Annotated in this window: 14 protein-coding genes and 1 pseudogene; 11 read left to right on the top strand and 4 right to left on the bottom strand. The window is 70.8% G+C overall.

All coding sequences use genetic code 11. The features are described from left to right. Positions 1-101: 101 nt before the first annotated feature. From A4R44_RS43645 to A4R44_RS43635, 3 genes and pseudogenes are all read left to right on the top strand, one after another. A pseudogene (locus A4R44_RS43645) lies at positions 102-1,204 on the top strand (FAD-dependent monooxygenase). Positions 1,205-1,231: 27 nt separating this feature from the next. Next, positions 1,232-1,678, top strand: a complete 447-nt coding sequence (locus A4R44_RS43640; protein ID WP_067595195.1) for a YbjQ family protein — start codon at positions 1,232-1,234, stop codon at positions 1,676-1,678. A gap of 104 nt (positions 1,679-1,782) precedes the next feature. After that, positions 1,783-6,882, top strand: coding sequence for an RHS repeat-associated core domain-containing protein (locus A4R44_RS43635; protein ID WP_157905163.1), 5,100 nt, complete (start codon positions 1,783-1,785; stop codon positions 6,880-6,882). 55 nt (positions 6,883-6,937) lie between these two features. Here A4R44_RS43635 and A4R44_RS43630 read toward each other — a convergent pair whose 3' ends face one another. Beyond that, positions 6,938-8,734 (bottom strand): long-chain fatty acid--CoA ligase, encoded by a 1,797-nt coding sequence (locus tag A4R44_RS43630; protein ID WP_067595188.1) that lies wholly within the window; start codon positions 8,732-8,734, stop codon positions 6,938-6,940. A gap of 112 nt (positions 8,735-8,846) precedes the next feature. On the opposite strand from A4R44_RS43630, the gene A4R44_RS43625 reads away from it, so the two are divergent. The 7 genes from A4R44_RS43625 (at position 8,847) to A4R44_RS43595 (ending at position 14,033) form a co-directional block, all read left to right on the top strand. Next, entirely contained in the window at positions 8,847-9,257 is a 411-nt protein-coding gene (locus tag A4R44_RS43625; protein ID WP_067595185.1) for a polyketide cyclase / dehydrase and lipid transport, read from the top strand. 9 nt (positions 9,258-9,266) lie between these two features. Further along, complete coding sequence (locus tag A4R44_RS43620; RefSeq protein ID WP_037809840.1) at positions 9,267-10,061, top strand: metallophosphoesterase; 795 nt, start codon at positions 9,267-9,269, stop codon at positions 10,059-10,061. A 27-nt stretch (positions 10,062-10,088) separates the two neighbouring features. Continuing rightward, positions 10,089-10,526, top strand: coding sequence for an SRPBCC family protein (locus A4R44_RS43615; RefSeq protein ID WP_067595182.1), 438 nt, complete (start codon positions 10,089-10,091; stop codon positions 10,524-10,526). After that, a complete protein-coding gene (locus A4R44_RS43610; protein ID WP_067595179.1) occupies positions 10,527-11,684 on the top strand; it encodes an ArsA family ATPase in 1,158 nt (385 codons plus the stop codon). Then, positions 11,681-12,160 carry a hypothetical protein gene (locus A4R44_RS43605; protein ID WP_067595176.1) on the top strand — a complete coding sequence of 160 codons (480 nt, stop codon included), beginning with the start codon at positions 11,681-11,683 and terminating at the stop codon, positions 12,158-12,160. Before A4R44_RS43610 ends, A4R44_RS43605 begins: the two co-directional genes overlap by 4 nt. Before the next feature lie 15 nt (positions 12,161-12,175). Further along, complete coding sequence (locus tag A4R44_RS43600) at positions 12,176-13,102, top strand: ROK family protein (RefSeq protein ID WP_067595173.1); 927 nt, start codon at positions 12,176-12,178, stop codon at positions 13,100-13,102. A 61-nt stretch (positions 13,103-13,163) separates the two neighbouring features. Further along, positions 13,164-14,033: an NUDIX domain-containing protein gene (locus A4R44_RS43595; RefSeq protein ID WP_067595168.1), complete on the top strand. Its 870-nt coding sequence runs from the start codon at positions 13,164-13,166 to the stop codon at positions 14,031-14,033. 695 nt (positions 14,034-14,728) lie between these two features. Here the strand turns inward: A4R44_RS43595 and A4R44_RS43590 are convergent. Next, complete coding sequence (locus tag A4R44_RS43590) at positions 14,729-15,538, bottom strand: SDR family NAD(P)-dependent oxidoreductase (protein WP_338080402.1); 810 nt, start codon at positions 15,536-15,538, stop codon at positions 14,729-14,731. Between the two features lie 107 nt (positions 15,539-15,645). Between A4R44_RS43590 and A4R44_RS43585 the strand changes: the two genes are divergently transcribed. Next, on the top strand, positions 15,646-16,212 hold the full coding sequence (locus tag A4R44_RS43585) for a TetR/AcrR family transcriptional regulator (RefSeq protein ID WP_067595165.1): 567 nt from the start codon (positions 15,646-15,648) through the stop codon (positions 16,210-16,212). Here A4R44_RS43585 and A4R44_RS43580 read toward each other — a convergent pair. After that, entirely contained in the window at positions 16,209-16,664 is a 456-nt protein-coding gene (locus A4R44_RS43580) for a YdeI/OmpD-associated family protein (protein WP_067595162.1), read from the bottom strand. The two genes, A4R44_RS43585 and A4R44_RS43580, sit on opposite strands and share 4 nt — an antisense overlap. Before the next feature lie 24 nt (positions 16,665-16,688). Further along, a complete protein-coding gene (locus A4R44_RS43575; protein ID WP_067595205.1) occupies positions 16,689-17,828 on the bottom strand; it encodes a glutamate--cysteine ligase in 1,140 nt (379 codons plus the stop codon). Positions 17,829-17,834: the final 6 nt, after the last annotated feature.

The following is a 17,834-nucleotide window of genomic DNA, read 5'->3' as shown; positions in this document are numbered from 1 at the left end:
CCAAGAAAACGGACACCAAAGGTTAAAACTTAAGCTCAGGGTTCCCCTCACGAACCGCAAACCCCGCGCGCGGCGCGGCACAGTCGTTTCCAGGGGGCGCGATGCGGGTGTTGATCGCAGGCGGCGGAGTCGCGGGCACGGTGACGGCGATGGCGCTGCGGCTCGCCGGGCACGAGCCGGTCGTGTACGAGGCGCATTCCAGCGGGGGAGCGGACACGGGCGCGTTCCTCGTCGTCATGCACAACGGCATGAACGCGTTGCGCGCGATCGACGCCGACCGTCCAGTGATCGAAGCGTCCTTCGCCTCGACCGGCCTGGAACTCGTCGGCCCGGACGGAACCACGCTCGGCGTGCGCGAGTTCGATCGCGAGCTCGACGGCCCGCGCACTCTCACCCGCGCCGCGCTTTACCGTGCGCTGCAACAGGAAGCGGAACGCCGCGGCGTCGAGATCGTCCACGGCAAACGCCTCGTCTCCGCTACGGAGGGCGTCACCGCGACCTTCCAGGACGGCACCACCGCATCCGGCGATGTACTCGTCGGCGCGGACGGCCTGCATTCCGTCGTCCGCACGCTCATCGACCCGCAGGCCGAGCCGCCGCGTTTCACCGGGCTCACCGTGGTCTACGGCTCCACCCGCGCCGAAGGATTTCCCGCCGCGCCCGGCAGCTACCGGATGCTCCGCGGCAGCCGCGCCGCGTTCGGCTACACCACCGCCCCCGACGGCACGACGTACTGGTTCGCCCGCGTCCCCGACACCGAACGTTCGCGCGCCGAGATCGCCGCCGTCACTCCGGAGGGCTGGCGTGAGTTCACCCGCGCCGCCTTCGCGGACGACCCGCTGCCGTGCGCCGCGATCGTGGCCGCGACCGGCGACGACGTGCACGGCGGCCACTCCTACGACCTGCCGACCACCCGCGTGTGGTCGACGCCGTCGATGGTGCTGGCCGGCGACGCCGCGCACGCAGCCTCCCCAGCGGCCGGGCAGGGCGCGTCGATGGCNCGATGGCGCTGGAAGACGCGGTGGTGCTCGGCCAGTGCCTCCGTGACCTGCCGGACGCGCCCGCCGCGTTCGCGGCCTACGACCGGCTGCGCCGCGCCCGGGTCGAGAAGCTCGTGGCGGCCAGCGCGGGCAAGGACGTCGGCGGCGAGCGAGGCTGGGCATACCGGCATCATCTGGACTGGACCGCGCGAATCACAGCGTGAGCGGCTCGCCGGCGATACGATCCGCGCATGACTCAAGCCGCGCCACCTCAGCAGTTCCCGATCCTGCTGTCGACCATGAACGATCTGCCCGGGTACCGCGTAGTCCGCGTGTTCGGCGAGGTCTTCGGGCTCACCGTCCGCAGCCGCAACATGTTCTCCAACATCGGGTCCGGGTTCAAGGCGATGGGAGGCGGCGAGCTCAAGGGCCTCACCAAGCTGCTGTCGGACTCGCGCCAGGAAGCCCTCTTCCGGCTGTGCCAGGAGGCCATGCAGCACGGGGCCAACGCCGTGCTCGCGCTGCGCTTCGACTGCAACGAGATCGCGGGCACGGCCAGCGAGATCGCCGCGTACGGCACCGCGGTGTACGTGGTCCCGGACGGTACTCAGCAGCAACAGCAGCAGGCCGCCCCGCAGCAGTACGCGCAGGCGCAGCAGCAGCAGCAGCAGTACCAGGCTCAGCCGCCGCAGGCCTGAGCCCGCGAGCGGCTTGCCCGTGCGTCCGGCCGCCGGGTGGATGCACGGGCACCTAGCGGGCGGGGCCGGGAGGGGTGTGCTCCGCCCCGGATAGCGTGAACCGGGTGAGCAACCCGTTGATCGCGGAGACGAAGGACTCGACCAAGGCGTATTCGGGCATCACGCTGCTCGAATCGGGCGAGATGGTGAAGTCCGGCATCGAATCCGGCGACTGGGCTTCGATCGCGATGGGGGCGGTCGGGGTCGCGCTGGACGTGCTGTCGACCGCGATGGACCCGTTCGGGTCGATCCTGGCTGCGGGCGTCGGCTGGCTGATCGAGCACGTCGGGCCGCTGAAGGAGGCGCTGGAGGCGCTCACCGGCAAGGCCGACGAGATCAAGGCGCAGGCCGAGACCTGGCAGAACGTCGCCAAAGAGCTGGAAAGCATCGGCAAGGACCTGACCTCCTGCGTGGAGAAGGACCTGCAGAGCTGGACCGGCGAAGCCGCCGACGCCTACCGCGAGCGCACCGAGGACGTCGCGAACCTGCTCGGCGCGGCGCAGAAGGGCACCGAGGGGGCGGCGTCCGGGGTGAAAACCGCGGGCGAGGTCGTCGCGGCCGTCCGGATGCTGGTGCGCGACATCATCGCGCAGCTCGTCGGGCACCTGATCAGCTGGGCGCTGCAGGTGCTGTTCACCGCCGGCATCGGGATGGCGTGGGTGCTGCCGCAGGTGACCGCCGCCGTCGCCAAGACCGCCGCGGAGCTGGCCCGGATCACCAAGCAGCTGGTCTCCGCGCTCAAGGCGTTGATGCCGCTGCTGAAGAAGGCGGGTGTCCTGTTCGAGGACGCCGCGAAGGCGCTGAAAGGCATCAAAGGCGGCAAAGCCAAGCCGCCGGGCGCGCCGAAGAACATCGAGACGAAGCCGAAACCCCAGCCGGAGAACGAGAAGGGCGGCGATTCGACGACTGCCTCCGGCGACCACTCCGGGCCGCCGAAGGACGAGGTCAAACCTCAGGGCGACCATTCCCCGCCGCCGAAGGACGAGACCAAACCGCCGGGCAGCCACTCCGAGCAGCCGAGGGGCGAGGAGCCTGCCCCGTCGGACCGGAGCGGCAACCAGGGCGAGACCGGCAAGACACCGCCGAAGGACGACCCGAAAGCGGGGGACACCCGGGGCGGCAAGGACGAGTGCAAGACCGCCGGAGACCCGGTCGACGTCGTGCGCGGCTCCGTCCTGATCGCGGACGTCGACCTCGAACTGCCGAGCCCGCTCGTGCTCGAACGGCTGCACGTCTCGTCCTACCGGTCCGGCCGCTGGTTCGGCCCGAGCTGGACGTCGACGGTGGACCAGCGGCTCGAAGCCGGCTCCGGCGCTGTCCGGTTCTACGCGGCGGACGGCCGGATCCTGGTGTACCCGCGGGCCGCGGCCGGAGAGCCGGTGCTGCCGCTGGAAGGCCCGCGCCGTCCGCTGACCGCGACCGACGACGGATACCTGCTCGCCGATCCGGTCACCGGCACGGAATTGCGCTTCGCCCCTGGCCGAGGCGGCGTCTTCCCGCTGCGTACGGCGACCGGCGCCGCGGGCGACCGGATGGACTTCGAGTACGACGACCGCGGCGCTCCCCGGCTCATCCGGCATTCCGCGGGATACCGCGTCGCGCTGGAGGCCGAGGCGGGCCGCGTCACCGCGATCCGGGTGCTCGGCGACGGACAGGAACCGGTGCTGGTCCGCACCTTCGGCTACGACAGGCTCGGCAGGCTGGTCCGGGTCTTCAATTCCTCCGGCCTGGCAACGCACTACGACTACGACGCCGACGGCCGGATCACCGGCTGGCAGGACCGCAACGGCAGCTGGTACCGCTACATCTACGACGCCGACGGCCGCTGTGTCCGCACGGTCGGCGACCGGGGCGTGTACGACGGCGAGTTCGCCTACGACCGCGAGCAGCGGATCACCCGCTACACCAACGCATTGGGCCACGTCACGGAATTCCACTTCAACGAGGCCTCGCAGCCGATCAAGGACGTCAGCCCGCTCGGCGCGGCCACAGTGTCCACGTGGGACCGTTACGACCGGCTGCTGTCGCGCACCGATCCGCTCGGGCGCACCACCGGTTTCGAGTACACCGCCGAGGGTTTGCTCACCGCGGTCGTCCGCCCGGACGGCAGCCGCGCGCAGGTCAGCTCCGCGCCGGACGGCACGCTGACCGTCACCGTCGAGAGTGCCGAACGCTCCTGGCGGCGGGTCTATCCGCCCGGTACCGCGCCGGATCTGTTCACCGCGCAGGCCGGGATCGCCGCGGCCGAATTCGCCCAGGACCGTCAGCTGACCGGGGGAGAACCGGCACGCGCCGAGCCCGATCCGGTGGAACGCGACCAGTTCGGCCGCCCGCGCGTGGTGGCCGGCGGAACCCGCTTCGGCTGGACGGTCGACGGGAGCCAGGCCAGCCGGACCGGCCCGTCCGGACGGCGCGAGGAATGGCGTTACGACGCCGAGGGAAACCTCGTGGAACGTGCCGACGCGCGATTCGAATACGGCCCCTTCGACCTGCCGGTCGCGAAGACCGACGCCATTGGCGCCCGCACCTCCTACGAGTACGACACCGAGCTTCAGCTCGTCCGGATCACCGATCCGGCAGGCCTGACCTGGAACTACACCTACGACGCTGACGGCAGGCTCGTCGCGGAAACCGACTTCGACGGCCGCGAGCGGCAGTTCGCCTACGACGCGGCGGGCCAGCTCGTGCGGTCGGTCGACGGGCTGGGCGCGGTCACCGGGTACAGCTACGACGCGCTCGGCAACGTGATCGAGCGTCGCTCGGAAGCCGGGACCGTCCGCTACGAGTACGACCCCGTCGGCTTCCTCTCGCGCGCCACCGAAGGTTCCTGCGTGCTGGAGATCGAGCGCGACGAGGACGGCCGCGTGGTCCGGGAATCGGTCGACGGCCGCACGGTTTCGTATGCGCACGAGGCTTCCGGCATCCGCCGCACCACTCCGTCCGGCTCGGTCAGCGAGTGGAGCTTCGACGACGCGGGGAAGGCGGTCGCGCTGTCGACCGCCGGGCACGAGGTGGTCTTCCGTCACGACGAAGCGGGCCACGAGGTCGAGCGCGTGCTGGGCGGAAGCGTCGTGCTGGCACAGGCTTTCGACGCGGAACATCAGCTGGTCGGGCAGACTTTGGCTGCTGGCAACCAGATCCGGCAGCGGCGCGAGTACCGCTACCGCCCCGACGGCCACCTGGCCGGCGTGGACGACTCGCTGTCCGGCAGCACGCGCTACCAGCTCGACGCCGCTGGCCGCGTCACCACAGTGACCCGGCGAGAGGGCCAGGAGACCTACCGATACGACCCGTCCGGCAACATCCGGCACGCGCGGCTGCCGTTCGCCGAACCGGACTCCGGTTCCCGCGGCTACACCGGAAACCGGCTCACCGCGGCCGGCGCGGTGCGGTACGTCCACGATGATCAGGGCAGGCTCGTCGCCCGCCACGAGAACTCCCGAACCTGGACCTACCGCTGGGACGCGCAGGACCGGTTGCTGGCCGTGGAAACCCCGGACGGCGTGGAATGGCGCTACCGCTACGACCCGCTGGGCCGCCGCATCGCCAAACAACGCTGGCTGCCCGGCGCGGACGCCCCCGCCGAGGAAACCCTGTTCTCCTGGAGCGGCCAGCTGCTGGTCGAACAGGAACACCGGCTGGCCGGTGCCGCCCCGCTCACGCTGACGTGGGACCACCTGCCCGGCACCGTGCGCCCGGTGACGCAGATCGAACTGCTGGGCACGAGCGCCCGGTTCTTCTCGTTCGTCACCGATCCGGTCGGCACCCCGGTGGGTTTGGTGGACGCCTACGGCACCGTCGCCTGGCGCGCGTCGGGCTCGCTGTGGGGCCGCACCCGGCCCGGCGGCACGCCGTTGCGGTTCCCCGGCCAGTACGCGGACGACGAAACCGGCTTGCACTACAACGTTTTCCGCTACTACGACCCCGGCACCGGCCGCTACCTGAGCCAGGACCCGCTGGGCCTGGCCCCGGCCCCGAACCCGGCCGCCTACGTGCCCAACCCGCTCGCCTGCGCGGACCCGCTGGGGCTCGGCAACTGCCTGGGGCGGCAGAAATCCGGCCCGGACGACGAAGCGCGCCCGAACGAGACTCCGGGCGGCGGGAACAACGCCGGGCACGTGCAGGACACCAACCCGTCCTCGGCTCCGCCGCGCGAACCCACCCCGCCGCCGCGCGAGCCGAGCCCGCCGCCCCGGGAGCCGGCTCCGGAGCCGACCACGGCGTCGTCGGCCCCTCCACCGCCGCCGCCTCCTCCGCCGGGCAAGGCGCCGGGCGCACCCCCGCCTCCGCCGCCCCCTCCCGGAAAAGCGCCTGCCGCGCCGCCTCCGCCGCCCGGCGGTGCGAAGCTGCCGCCGAAGCCGCTCGCGAAACGGCCGGCGCGGCCCCCCGCCGAACCGCCCAAGGAAACCCCGCCGCCGTACAAGATGAAGACCGGAGACGAGGCCAAGGCCGAAAAACAGCGGATCGACACGAAGATCGACCAGACCCTGGAAAAGGTGCCGCTCAAGGACCGGCCGCCGGTGCTGCGCATCCCGGACGACCCCACATTCACCGCGAGCACGAAGGTGTCGGAGCTGCCGGACTACCTCAAGCACAATCTCCGGCCGGGCGACAACGACAAGACGCTCGGCGAAATGCTCGGGCAGAAACGGTCCGACATCATCGGCCCGGACGGCAAGCCCACCGAATTCGGCAGGGAGGCGAAAGCCAGCGATCTCGTCGACCAGCAGGGCGGCGCCGGGTACAACCCGCGCGACAACGCGATCTGCATGGATCCGCGCAAGAGCGACAACGAGATCGCGCACGAACTGGGGCACGCCCAGCAGAACCAGCACGGCGGGTACACGAAGAACAACACCAACGGTTCCCTGCTGGAATACCACAACGTGCTCAAGAACGAGAACCTGGTCAACGACGGTCTTCGCGACAACTACACGCTCAAGCCGGGCACGAAGCCGAAACCGGGCGAGACCTACGAGAACATGGTCGACGAGATCAACCACATGCCGAACAAAGAGGTTCGGGAACGCAACCAGGCCATGCTGAAAGAAATCAACGAAATGCTGAAGGAACCCCGGTATCAGGGGAAAGCGGACCAGATCCGCGAAAACCTCATGCTGGAGTACTTCACCAACCCGAAGCTCGCGGAGCCGATCCCGCTCTGACGAACGAAAACGGGCCCGCGCCGGAGAATGGCGCGGGCCCGCTTTCTCGTCCGGATCACTTCCGGTAGAGCGCCTCGATGTCGGACGCGTAGTTCTTGTTCACCACATTGCGCTTCAGCTTCAGGCTCGGCGTGATCTCGCCGCCCGCCTCGGTGAAGTCGTTCGCCAGCACGGTGAACTTCTTGATCGACTCCGCGTGCGACACCTGCTTGTTCGCCTCGTCGACCGCCGCCTGGATCTCCGCGCGCAGGTCCGCGTCCTCGGCCAGTTCGGACACCGTCGCCGCCTCCGGCTTGCCGTGCTGGGACTTCCAGGCCGGGAAGTACTCCTCGTCGATCGTCACCAGCGCGGCGATGAACGGCCGCTGGTCGCCGACCACCATCACCTGGCTCACCAGCGGCGCGGCCTTGATGGTGTCCTCGAGTCCGGACGGGGCGACGTTCTTGCCGCCCGCCGTCACGATGATCTCCTTCTTGCGGCCGGTGATCTTGAGGAAGCCTTCCGCGTCCAGTTCGCCGAGGTCGCCGGTGTGGAACCAGCCGTCGGTGAGGGCTTCCGCGCTCGCCTCCGGGTTGTTGTAGTACCGGCCGAACACGACGTCGCCCTTCAACAGGACCTCGCCGTCCTCGGCGATGCGCACCGAGGTGCCCGCGACCGGACGCCCGACGGTGCCGACCCGGAACGCCGCGCTGGTGTTCACGTTCGCCGCGGCGGACGTTTCGGTGAGGCCGTAACCCTCGAACACCGGCACGCCGATGCCGCGGAAGAAGTGCGCCAGCCGCGCGCCCAGCGGGGCCCCGCCGGACACGGCGGCGATGCAGCGGCCGCCCAAAGCTGCGCGGAGCTTGCCGTAGACCAGCTTGTCGAACACCAGGTGCTTCGCGCGCAGGCCGAGCCCGGCACCGCCCTTTTCCCGCGCCTCGCTGTAGGCGACCGCGGTGGCCTCGGCGGCGTCGAAGATCTTGCCCTTGCCGTCGGCGTGCGCCTTCTGCTTGGCGGTGTTGTAGACCTTCTCGAACACGCGCGGCACGGCGACCACGAACGTCGGCCGGAAGGTGCCGAGGTCCGGGACCAGGTTCTTCACGTCCGGCGTGTGGCCGAGGGTGACCCGGGCGGTGAGCGCGGTGACGGCGATCGCGCGGGCGAGGATGTGCGCGAGCGGCAGGAAGCACAGCAGCGAGTTGCCCTGCTCCATCAGCTCCGGGAAGGCCTCGATGTCCGCGCGGATCTCGGCGAGCAGGTTCCGGTGGGTCAGCTCGACGCCCTTGGGCCGCCCGGTGGTGCCCGAGGTGTAGACGATGGTGGCCGTCTCGTTCGCGGTCACGCCGCGGCGGCGGGTGTGCAGGTCCTCGTCGGAGACCTCGGCGCCCAGCGCGGTCAGCTCGTCGACCGCGGGGGAATCGCCCTCGATCTGCCAGGTGTGCTCCAGCGTGCTGAGCCGCCCGCTGATCTCCTCGACCGCTTTCCGGTGCGCGCCGGTCTCCACGACGACGGCCTTGGCCGCCGAATCGGAAAGGATCCAGTACACCTGTTCGGGCGACGAGGTCTCGTAGATCGGCACCGTGACCGCGCCCGCGGCCCAGATCGCGAAGTCGACCAGGGTCCACTCGTAGCGGGTCTTCGACATCAGCGCGACCCGGTCGCCGTGCCCGACGCCCGCCGCGATCAGGCCCTTGGCCACGGCCGCGACCTGGTCGGCGAAGTCCTTCGCGGTGACGTCCAGCCAGGTGCCCTCGACCTGCCTCCGGAAACTGACCACGTCGGAGAACCGCTCCGCGTTCGCCCAGACGACATCGGCCAGGTTCTCGTCGTCGGTCACCGGCTTCCCGGCGGGGGCGCTGTATTCGCGCACGTGGACCTCCGTGTTCGACGCGTGCGGTTACCCGCCAGTCAACTTAGCGTGCCGTAGACCTTAAGACCATGCTGGCACGGGGCGCGCGGCGAGGTCGTGACATCGTGTCCGGGTGCACGAACCGCCCGCTCTCGATCTTGTCGACGAGACCTTCCTCGTCGTGCCCCCGGCCACCGTCGCGGCGGCGTTCGCCGACCCGCGCTCGTGGCGGCGCTACTGGCCCGACCTGGAGCTGGAGGTCTACACCGACCGGGGGGACAAGGGCCTGCGCTGGACCGTCACGGGCGCCTTGATCGGTACCATGGAGGTCTGGCTGGAACCTGTTCTCGACGGCACGGTGCTGCACTACTTCCTCCGGGCCACGCCTGCCGGTCCCGGCGGCGTCGCGCGCGAGCTGAGCCCGCGCGAACTGCGCCGCGAATTCGACCGGCGGGCGCGCGCGGCGAAGGACGTGGCGCTGGGACTGAAGGAGATCCTCGAGGACGGGCGCGAGCCGGGGATTCCGCCCCGGCCCGTCGAGTAGGAGGCTCTTGTGCGGGTTCACGTCGTTTCGGACGTGCACGGCAACGCCGACGCGCTGAAGCGGGCGGGGGACGGGGCGGACGCGCTGGTCGTGCTCGGCGACCTGCTCGACTTCGTCGACTACCACGACCACGACAAAGGCATCATGGGCGTGCTGTTCGGCGCGGAGAAGGTCGGCGAATTCGCCCGCTTGCGCCGCGAAGGCACCAGGGACGAGACGGTCGCCTATTCGCGCACGCTGTGGGCCACCCTGGACGACCCGGCCGCCGCGGTCGACGAAGCGGTCCGGGAGCAGTACTCCACGTTGTTCGCTTCGATGACCGCGCCGACGTACGCGATCCCCGGCAATGTCGACGCGCCTTCGGCATGGCCGGAGTTCGCCGGCGAGGGCGTGCACCTGGTCGACGGCGAGGTCGTCAGCATCGGCGGCCTGCGGTTCGGCTTCGCCGGCGGCGCGGTGCTGCCGGACGGCGTGCTCCCGCGTCCGCGCAAGGGCGCGGCGTGGCGGCCGTATCTGCGGGCGCGCGAGGAGTTCGACGCGGCGGTTTCGCTGCTGGACGAGGTCGACGTGCTGTGCACGCACATTCCGCCCGCGGTGCCCGAACTGACCTACGACGTGGTCGCGCGCCGCGCCGAACTCGGGTCGAAGGCGCTGCTGGACCTGATCCGGCGGCAGCGTCCGCGCTGGTCGGTGTTCGGGCACGTGCACCAGCCGCTGGCCGTGCGGCGCCGGGTCGGGCACACCGAGTGCCGTAACGTGGGTCACTTCAAGGAGACCGGGCAGCCCTACGTGCTGCGCTGGTGACTGTGCTGTCCGGCTACGCTTCGTCCCATGGCCGAGCAGTCCACGCAGTCCATCGAGGTCGACGCCGAGCCCGCGCGGGTCATGTCGGTGATCTCCGATTTCCCCGCGTACCCGGAGTGGGCCAAGGCGGTCCGCGAGACCGAGGTGCTCGCGGCCGACGACGCGGGCCGGGCGAAACAGGTGAAGCTCACCCTCGACGCCGGGCCGATCAAGGACGTGTACACGCTCGAATACGACTGGGACGATTCCGGCCTCGGCGTCAGCTGGCACCTGGTCAAGGGCCAGATGCAGAAGGCGCAGAACGGCCGGTACGCGCTCGAACCGCTCGGCGGCGGACGCACTCGCGTCACCTACACGCTGTCGGTGGAGCTGGCGCTGCCGATGATCGGGCTGCTGCGGCGCAAGGCGGAGAAGATGGTCATGGACACCGCGCTCAAGGAGCTCAAGCGCAGGGCCGAGGGCTAGATGCGCATCCTGCTGTTCACCGGCAAGGGGGGTGTCGGGAAGACGACGCTCGCCGCGGCCACCGCTGCCGCGCTCGCCGGCCGCGGCAGGAAGACGCTCGTCGTGTCCACCGACCCGGCGCATTCGCTCGGCGACGCGTTCGGCACTTCGCTCGGCGCCGAACCCTCCGAAGTGGACATCCGCCGCGACGGCACGCCGGCTGGTCTCTGGGCGGCGCAGGTCGACTCGCGGGCGTTGGCCGACCGCACCTGGCACGAACTGCGCGCCGAACTGCGGAAAGTCCTGGCCGGAGCCGGTCTGGACGTGCTGGACGCGGAAGAACTGACCGTGCTGCCCGGCGTCGACGAACTGCTCGCGCTGAGCGAGGTGCGGCGGCTGGCCTCGCAGGGGCCGTGGGACACCGTGGTGGTCGACTGCGGTCCGACCGCTGAAACGCTGCGCTTGCTTTCGCTGCCGGAAGCCGTGTCGGGCTATTTGGGCCGGGTGTTCGGCAACCGGCGCGTCGCGGCTTCGGTGCGTCAGCTCGGCGCGCACCTCGACGCGCTGCGCGAACTGCTCACCGACCCGCGGGTGACGACCGTGCGGCTGGTGCTGACGCCGGAACGAGTGGTGGTCGCCGAGGCGCGGCGCACGCTGACTTCGCTGGCGCTGCGCGGCATCGCGGTCGACGGCCTGATCGCCAACCGGCTCATGCCCGCGCCCGGATTCTGGCGCGGTTCGGCGGCGAAGTGGCTGCGCACCCGGCGGGACCAGCAGGACGCGGTGCTGGCGGAACTGGCCGAGGCCGGCTTCGGCCCCGGCGAGCTGGCCCGCGTCGAGCACCGGGCGAGCGAACCCGTGGGCGCCGACGCGCTCACGGAACTGGCCCGCGAACTGTACGGCAGCCGGGATCCGTTGTCCGGCAACGGAAAACCGGTCACGCCGCTGCTGTCGGTGGCCGACGGCGAGGACGGCTTCCGGCTGCGGGTCGCGCTCCCGCTGAACCGGGATTCGGCGGTCGAGCTGGCCCGCGTCGGCGACGACCTGGCGATCACCGTGGACGGGTTCCGCCGCCTGGTCGCCCTGCCCGAGACGCTGCGCCCGTGCCGGATCACCGGCGCGGAATCCGACGCCGACGGCCTGGTGGTCAGCCTGGCCGGGAACCGGGAATCCGGATGAGCGAAGAACACAGCGACGACCACGAGGCGGGGTCGTTTTCCGACAGCCTGAAGCTGGCCGAGGAGATCCGGCTGCTGGTCGAGATGGTGATCGAACGAGCCGCGCCGTGGCTGGAAGGCGTCATGGCCGCCGGGCACGGTTCTCCGGAGGACGCGGGCGCGCCGGGCGCGTCCGGTGTGGAGGACAGCACTTCGGGATGCGGGTGGTGCCCGCTGTGTGCGATCGTCGCCGTCGTGCGCGGCGAGCGGCCGGAGTTCGTGGCCAAGGTTCTCGAACAGGCCGCCCAGCTCGTCGCGCTGCTGCGGGCGGTGCTCGCGGACCGGTGGGAGCCGGAGGAGGGCGTGCACATGCCCGGGTTCCGGCCCGCCGCGCACCCGCCCGCGACCGCGGCAGCGTCCTCGACGGAGCCGTCGTCGCGGGTCCAGCACATCGTCGTCCGCAAGCGCGCGGACTGGCAGCCGGAGCGGGAGAACTGATTGCTGACCGTAGGGGTGGACGTCGGCGGCACCAGCGTGCGCGCCGGCGTCGTGGACGAGCGCGGTTCGCTGCTCGACACGGCGCGCGTCGGGACGCCGAGCGAGGAGAACGCGCTCGAAGACGCCATCGCCGGGGTCGTCGAGACCCTGCGCAACCGGCACGACGTCGCCGCGGTCGGCCTTGCCGTGGCCGGTTTCGTGACCCGCGACCGCCGCTCGGTGATGTTCGCGCCGCATCTCGCCTGGCGCGACGCCCCGGTGGCGGACCGGATCGCGAAGCGCGTCGGCCTCTCGGTGACGCTGGAGCACGACGTCAATTCGGCGGTCGTCGCCGAACACCACTTCGGCGCCGCGCGCGGTGCGGGGGTGGCCGCGCTGGTCGCGCTGGGCACCGGAATCGGCGCGGGTTTGCTGCTGGACGGCGAGATTTACCGAGGAGCCCACGGGGTCGCGCCGGAACTCGGCCACCTCACGGTGGTGCGCGACGGCCGCGCGTGCCCGTGCGGCAAGTACGGCTGCTGGGAGCGCTACTGCAGCGGCACCGCACTGGCCGCGACCGCCGTCGAGCTGCTCGCCCGGTACCCCGGCCGGTCCACCGTGCTGTCCAGGGAAATCGCCGGCGACCCCGGTTCGGTCACCGGCCGCCGGGTGGCCCGCGCGGCCCGCGACGGCGACCCGATCGCCTTGCGCGCCATGGCGGAACTGGCGAAATGGCTGGGCGAGGGACTGGCGCTGGTGGCGGACGTCTTCGACCCGGAGATCATCGTGATCGGCGGCGGAGTGTCGGAGTCCGCGCCGCTGTTTCTGGACGAGGCCCGGGAGCACTACGCCGGTGCGATCACCGGCGCGCGGCACCGTCCGCTGGCGCGGATCCGCACGGCGCATCTCGGGGACGACACGGCGATCGTCGGGGCGGCAGCCCTGGCGATGGACACGTTGTGAGTGCTGATCACGGTTCCAACCGGGATTAACACTCGCGAGGTTCTGTGGAAGGCTGGGCCGGGTGACGCCGATGACCGCCAACCGCTTCGTGCGGTGTTCTTGCGGCAGGCAGCACTGGGGCGCGTTCGGCGCGGCCGGCTTGTTGTTGTGCGATCCCAGCCGCGGCGTGCTGTTGCAGCAGCGCGCGTCGTGGGTGCACAACGGCGGCACGTGGGCCTTGCCCGGCGGCGCGATCGAAGCCGGCGAGACCGTGCACGAGGCCGCTGCCCGGGAGGCGCGGGAAGAAGCCGCCATTCCCGCGTCCGCCTTCCGCGCGATGTCCGCGTCCGTGCTGGACCACGGCGAATGGCAGTACACGACCGTCCTCGGTCTGGCCGACAGCGCGCTGCAGGCCCGGGTCGCGAACGAGGAAAGCGCCGAGATGCGCTGGGTCCCGCCGGACGAGGTGGCCGCACTGGACCTCCACCGCGATTTCGCCGCCGCCTGGCCGGTCTTGCGCGAGCAGCTGGGCCGCGAACTCGTGCTGGTGGTCGACGCGGCGAACGTGATGGGCTCCCGCCCCGACGGCTGGTGGCGCGACCGCCACGGCGCCGCGGAACGCCTGCGCGACCAGCTGACCGAGGTGGGCGAACGCGGCCTGAGCGACGACGTGACGGGCATCGGCGCGGGCCCGGCGTGGTCCTGGTGGCCCCGGGTGGTGCTGGTCGTCGAGGGCAAGGCCAGGGGAGTGGAACCGATTCCCGGCGTCGAGGTCGTCGCGGCGGAGACGGACGGCGATTCGAAGATCGTCGAGGTGACCGCCGCCGCCCGCCGACGCCCGGACGACCACGTCGTGGTGGTGACGGCTGACCGCGAGTTGCGTGGCCGGGTCGGGGATCTCGGTGCGCGGGTGCTCGGGCCGGGGACTCTGCTGCGGGAGCTGGGTGGTTGAGCGGGTGTGGCGCGGTCTCGGTTGTTGTTGGGTAGGGCGTCGGGGGTCGCTTCCGTGGTGGCTGACCGCGAGTGGTNCGGGAGCTGGGTGGTTGAGCGGGTGTGGCGCGGTCTCGGTTGTTGTCGGGTAGGGCGTCGGGGGTCGCTTCCGTGGTGGCTGACCGCGAGTGGTGTGGTCGGGGGCTTGGTGCGTTGGTGCTCGGGCCGGGGAGCCTGCTGCGGGAGCTGGGCGGTTGAGCGGGTGTGGCGCGGTCTCGGTTGTTGTTGGGTAGGNGGCTTGGTGCGTTGGTGCTCGGGCCGGGGAGCCTGCTGCGGGAGCTGGGTGGTTGAGCGGGTGTGGCGCGGTCTCGGTTGTTGTCCGGTGGTTTTCGGGGGATCACCTCCGTAGCGGGGGATGGCCGGGCGTCGGGTGGTCGGGGATCTCGGCGCGCGCGTGTTCAGGCCGGGGACCGTGCTGCGGGAGCTGGGCCGTTGAGCGCCGCGCGGGCATGATCGCTCCGCGGTCAGGCGGCGGTATTCCGGGCGGAACGTGTCCTGGTGGCGACGGTTGCGCGCTCGGCCCGGGAACTCGGTTGCGGGAACTCGGCAGCAACCGCCGCGCAGTCGCCATCGCTTCGCCGCTCGGCAGCGTTTCCAGCCGATCGCGTTGTCGTGCTGGCGGTCGGCCGTGACCCTCGCGATCAGGTCAGCGACGCATCAGCGCTCCCCGGCCGCCGTCACACGGTCTTCACCGAACCCGCGTCCACGAGGTGGTCCGTCCCGGTGATGCTCGCAGCCAGCGGCGACGCCAGGTACGCGATCAACGTTTGCCACCTCACCCGGTTCGATCAGCCGTCCATTCAGCATTCCCGCACCGGCAGGCAGCGCGGCCAGCAAATCCTCGTGCGTCAACCCCATCGACGAAGCCAGCTCGGCACCGTAGCTGTCCGGGCCTTCCCACAGCGCGGTGCGCACCGGTCCGGGCGAGACCGTGTTGACCCGGACTCCCTGCGGCCCGAACTCCTCCGCCAATGCCTTACCGAACGCGGTCAGCGCGGCTTTCGCGGTGGTGTAAGCGATCGGGCCCGAATGCGGCATCCGCGCGCCATTCGAGGACACCGTGACGATCGCGCCCCGGCGTTCGACCAGATGCGGCAATGCGGCACGAGAAGCCCGGACCGCGGCGAGGAAATTCAGCTCCAGCAAGTCCGTCCACTGCCGATCCGCGAGCGACAGGAAACCACCGGCCTGCCCGCGGGCGCTGTCGCCGCCGCCGACGTTGTTCACCAGGACGTCCACCCCGCCGAACTCCGCGACGGCTTGGTCGATCACCCGCCCGGGGCCGTCGGGCGTGGAGAGGTCCGCCGCGATCGGCACCGCGCCGGTTTCCTTCAGTTCCGGGGTGATCGTCCGGGCCGCGGCCACCACGCGCATCCCTTCGCCGATCAGCGCGGACACCGTGGCCAGGCCGATTCCCCGGCTCGCTCCGGTGACTACCGCGGTCTTGTCAGCCAGCTGCAGGTCCATCGCAAAACCCCCAAAGTCGTGTCAAAGGTGATGCGGCTAAGCTAGCAGTTGCAACACCGATGTAGCAACTATGAACCGAGTGGCAACCATGACGTAAACTGGGCACCATGGAGAAACGGGCCCTGCGCGCGGACTCGGAACGGACGGCCCAGGCGATCCTCGAGGCGGCCGAACGGGTGCTCAGCGACAACCCGGCGGCGACGATGGAGCAGATCGCCGAGGCCGCCGGCGTCTCGCGGACGACTGTGCACCGCCGGTTCGCCAGCCGGGAGGCGCTGGTCGACGCCATGACTCTGTGGGCGACGCAGCAGTTCCACAACGCGCTCGCCAGCGTCCGGCCCGACGTCACGCCGCCGCTGGTCGCGCTCTACCAAGTGACCGCGAAGGTGCTGAGCGTCAAGCTCCGGTGGGGATTCGCGATGAACGCGCACCCGGCGGAAGAAGGCGTCCTGACCCCGGACGTGCTCGCCCAATGCGACGTCTTCTTCCGGCGGCTGGAGGAAAGCGGCGCGCTGCGACCCGGCGTCGACCTGGTCTGGGCGCGTCGCGTGTACTGCGCGCTCATCCACGAAGCAGCGCAGGACCAGGGCTCCGACGACCCGGACGCGCTGGCCACCCGCGTCGTCGACACCGTGCTCGGCGGGTTCGGCAAACCCGGCGTGACGATGGGCTAGAGGAGCCCGTCCCCGGCGAGTTCGGCGACGATCTTCGCGATCCGCCGCTCCCGGGTCTCGGCGCGTTTGGCCGAGGTGACGGCTTCAGTCCGTTCCCGTTGGGCGGTAAAGGAAAGCTTGTCGAACGCGGCCCGCGCGCCGGTCCGTTCCGCCAGCGCCGAACCCAGATCGTCCGGCATCTCGACGGTCCGCTCGGCGAGGTCGGCTTCGAGCGCGACCTCGACCGTGTCCCCGGCGGCGACCCCGGCCGCCGCCCGGTTCGCCGCGCTGAGCGGCAGCATGAACTCGCCGGAGTAGACCGCGACCGTGCTGCGGTAGGTGTGCGGGCCGACGGTCACCCGCACCTTCGGCCGCCGCCCCTGCCCGAGCGCCTCGACGACCTCGGCCGGGACCCGGAAACCGGTGGCGGTCTTGCCGTTGAGCTCGACCAGCGTGCTGAACGTATGCGACATCGCTGCCTCCTAGACCCAACGCAGCTAAGCGTGCGGGACGCCGTCGCGCATCTCGGTGACCAGCGCGGCGACCACGGCCTTCAATGATCCGTTGTACTGCTTCGCGACCGCCCGCTGCCGCTGATAGCTCGCGCCGACCCGGAGAATGTTCTCGACATCGCGCAGCTCGCGGACGCAGTCCAGCCGCTTGGCGACCGGTTCCAGCCGGTCCAGCAGCTCGGCGAGGTCTTCGGTGACGAGGCGTTCGCGACCGGCGGCGTCCAGGATGACGATCGCGTCGAGGCCGTAGCGGGCGGCGCGCCACTTGTTCTCCTGCACGTGCCACGGCGGCAGCACCGGCAGAGTTTCGCCCTTGTCGAGCCGGGCGCTGAAGTCGTCCACCAGGCACTGGGTGAGCGCCGAGATCGCGCCGACCTCCTGCAGCGTCGGCAGCCCGTCGCACACGCGCATCTCGACGGTGCCGAAATGCGGGGCCGGGCGGATGTCCCAGCGGATCTCCGAAAAATGGTCGATCACGCCGGTGGTGAACATGTCCTCGACGTAGCCTTCCAGCTCCGTCCATTCGCGGAACTGGAACGGCAGCCCGGCGGTCGGCAGCTGCTGGAACATCAGCGCCCGGTTCGAGGCGTATCCGGTGTCTTCGCCGGACCAGTACGGCGACGACGCGGACAGCGCCTGCAGATGCGGCGCGTAGCGCAGCAGCCCGTCGAGCACCGGCAGCACCTTGTCCCGGTGGTCGAGCCCGACGTGGACGTGCACGCCGTAGATCAGCATCTGCCTGCCCCACCACTGGGTGCGGTCGATCAGCTTGGCGTAGCGCTCCTGGTCGGTCACCTTCTGCCGGTACCACGAGGAAAACGGATGCGAGCCCGCGGAAAACAGCTCGACGCCCAGCGGGTCGGCGACCCGGTGCACCTCGTCGAGCGCCTCGGCGAGGTCGTGTTTCACCTCGCCGACCGTGCGGCAGACGCCGCTGACCACCTCGATCGTGTTGAGCAGCAGTTCCTGTTTGATCCGGGGATGCTCGGCGGCTCCGTCCGGGCGGACCGCGGCGAGCAGTTCCTCCGCGACCGACCGCAGTTCGCCGCTGCGCCGGTCCACCAGCGCGAGTTCCCATTCCGCGCCGACGGTGGAACGCCGGGACGCCCGGAAATCGATCCGCATGCCCGC

Origin of the sequence: Amycolatopsis sp. M39 (assembly GCF_001651785.1) — a bacterium.
GTDB lineage: Bacteria > Actinomycetota > Actinomycetes > Mycobacteriales > Pseudonocardiaceae > Amycolatopsis > Amycolatopsis rubida.
Note: the sequence above shows the minus strand (reverse complement) of the source record. Positions and strands in the feature narration are given on the sequence as shown.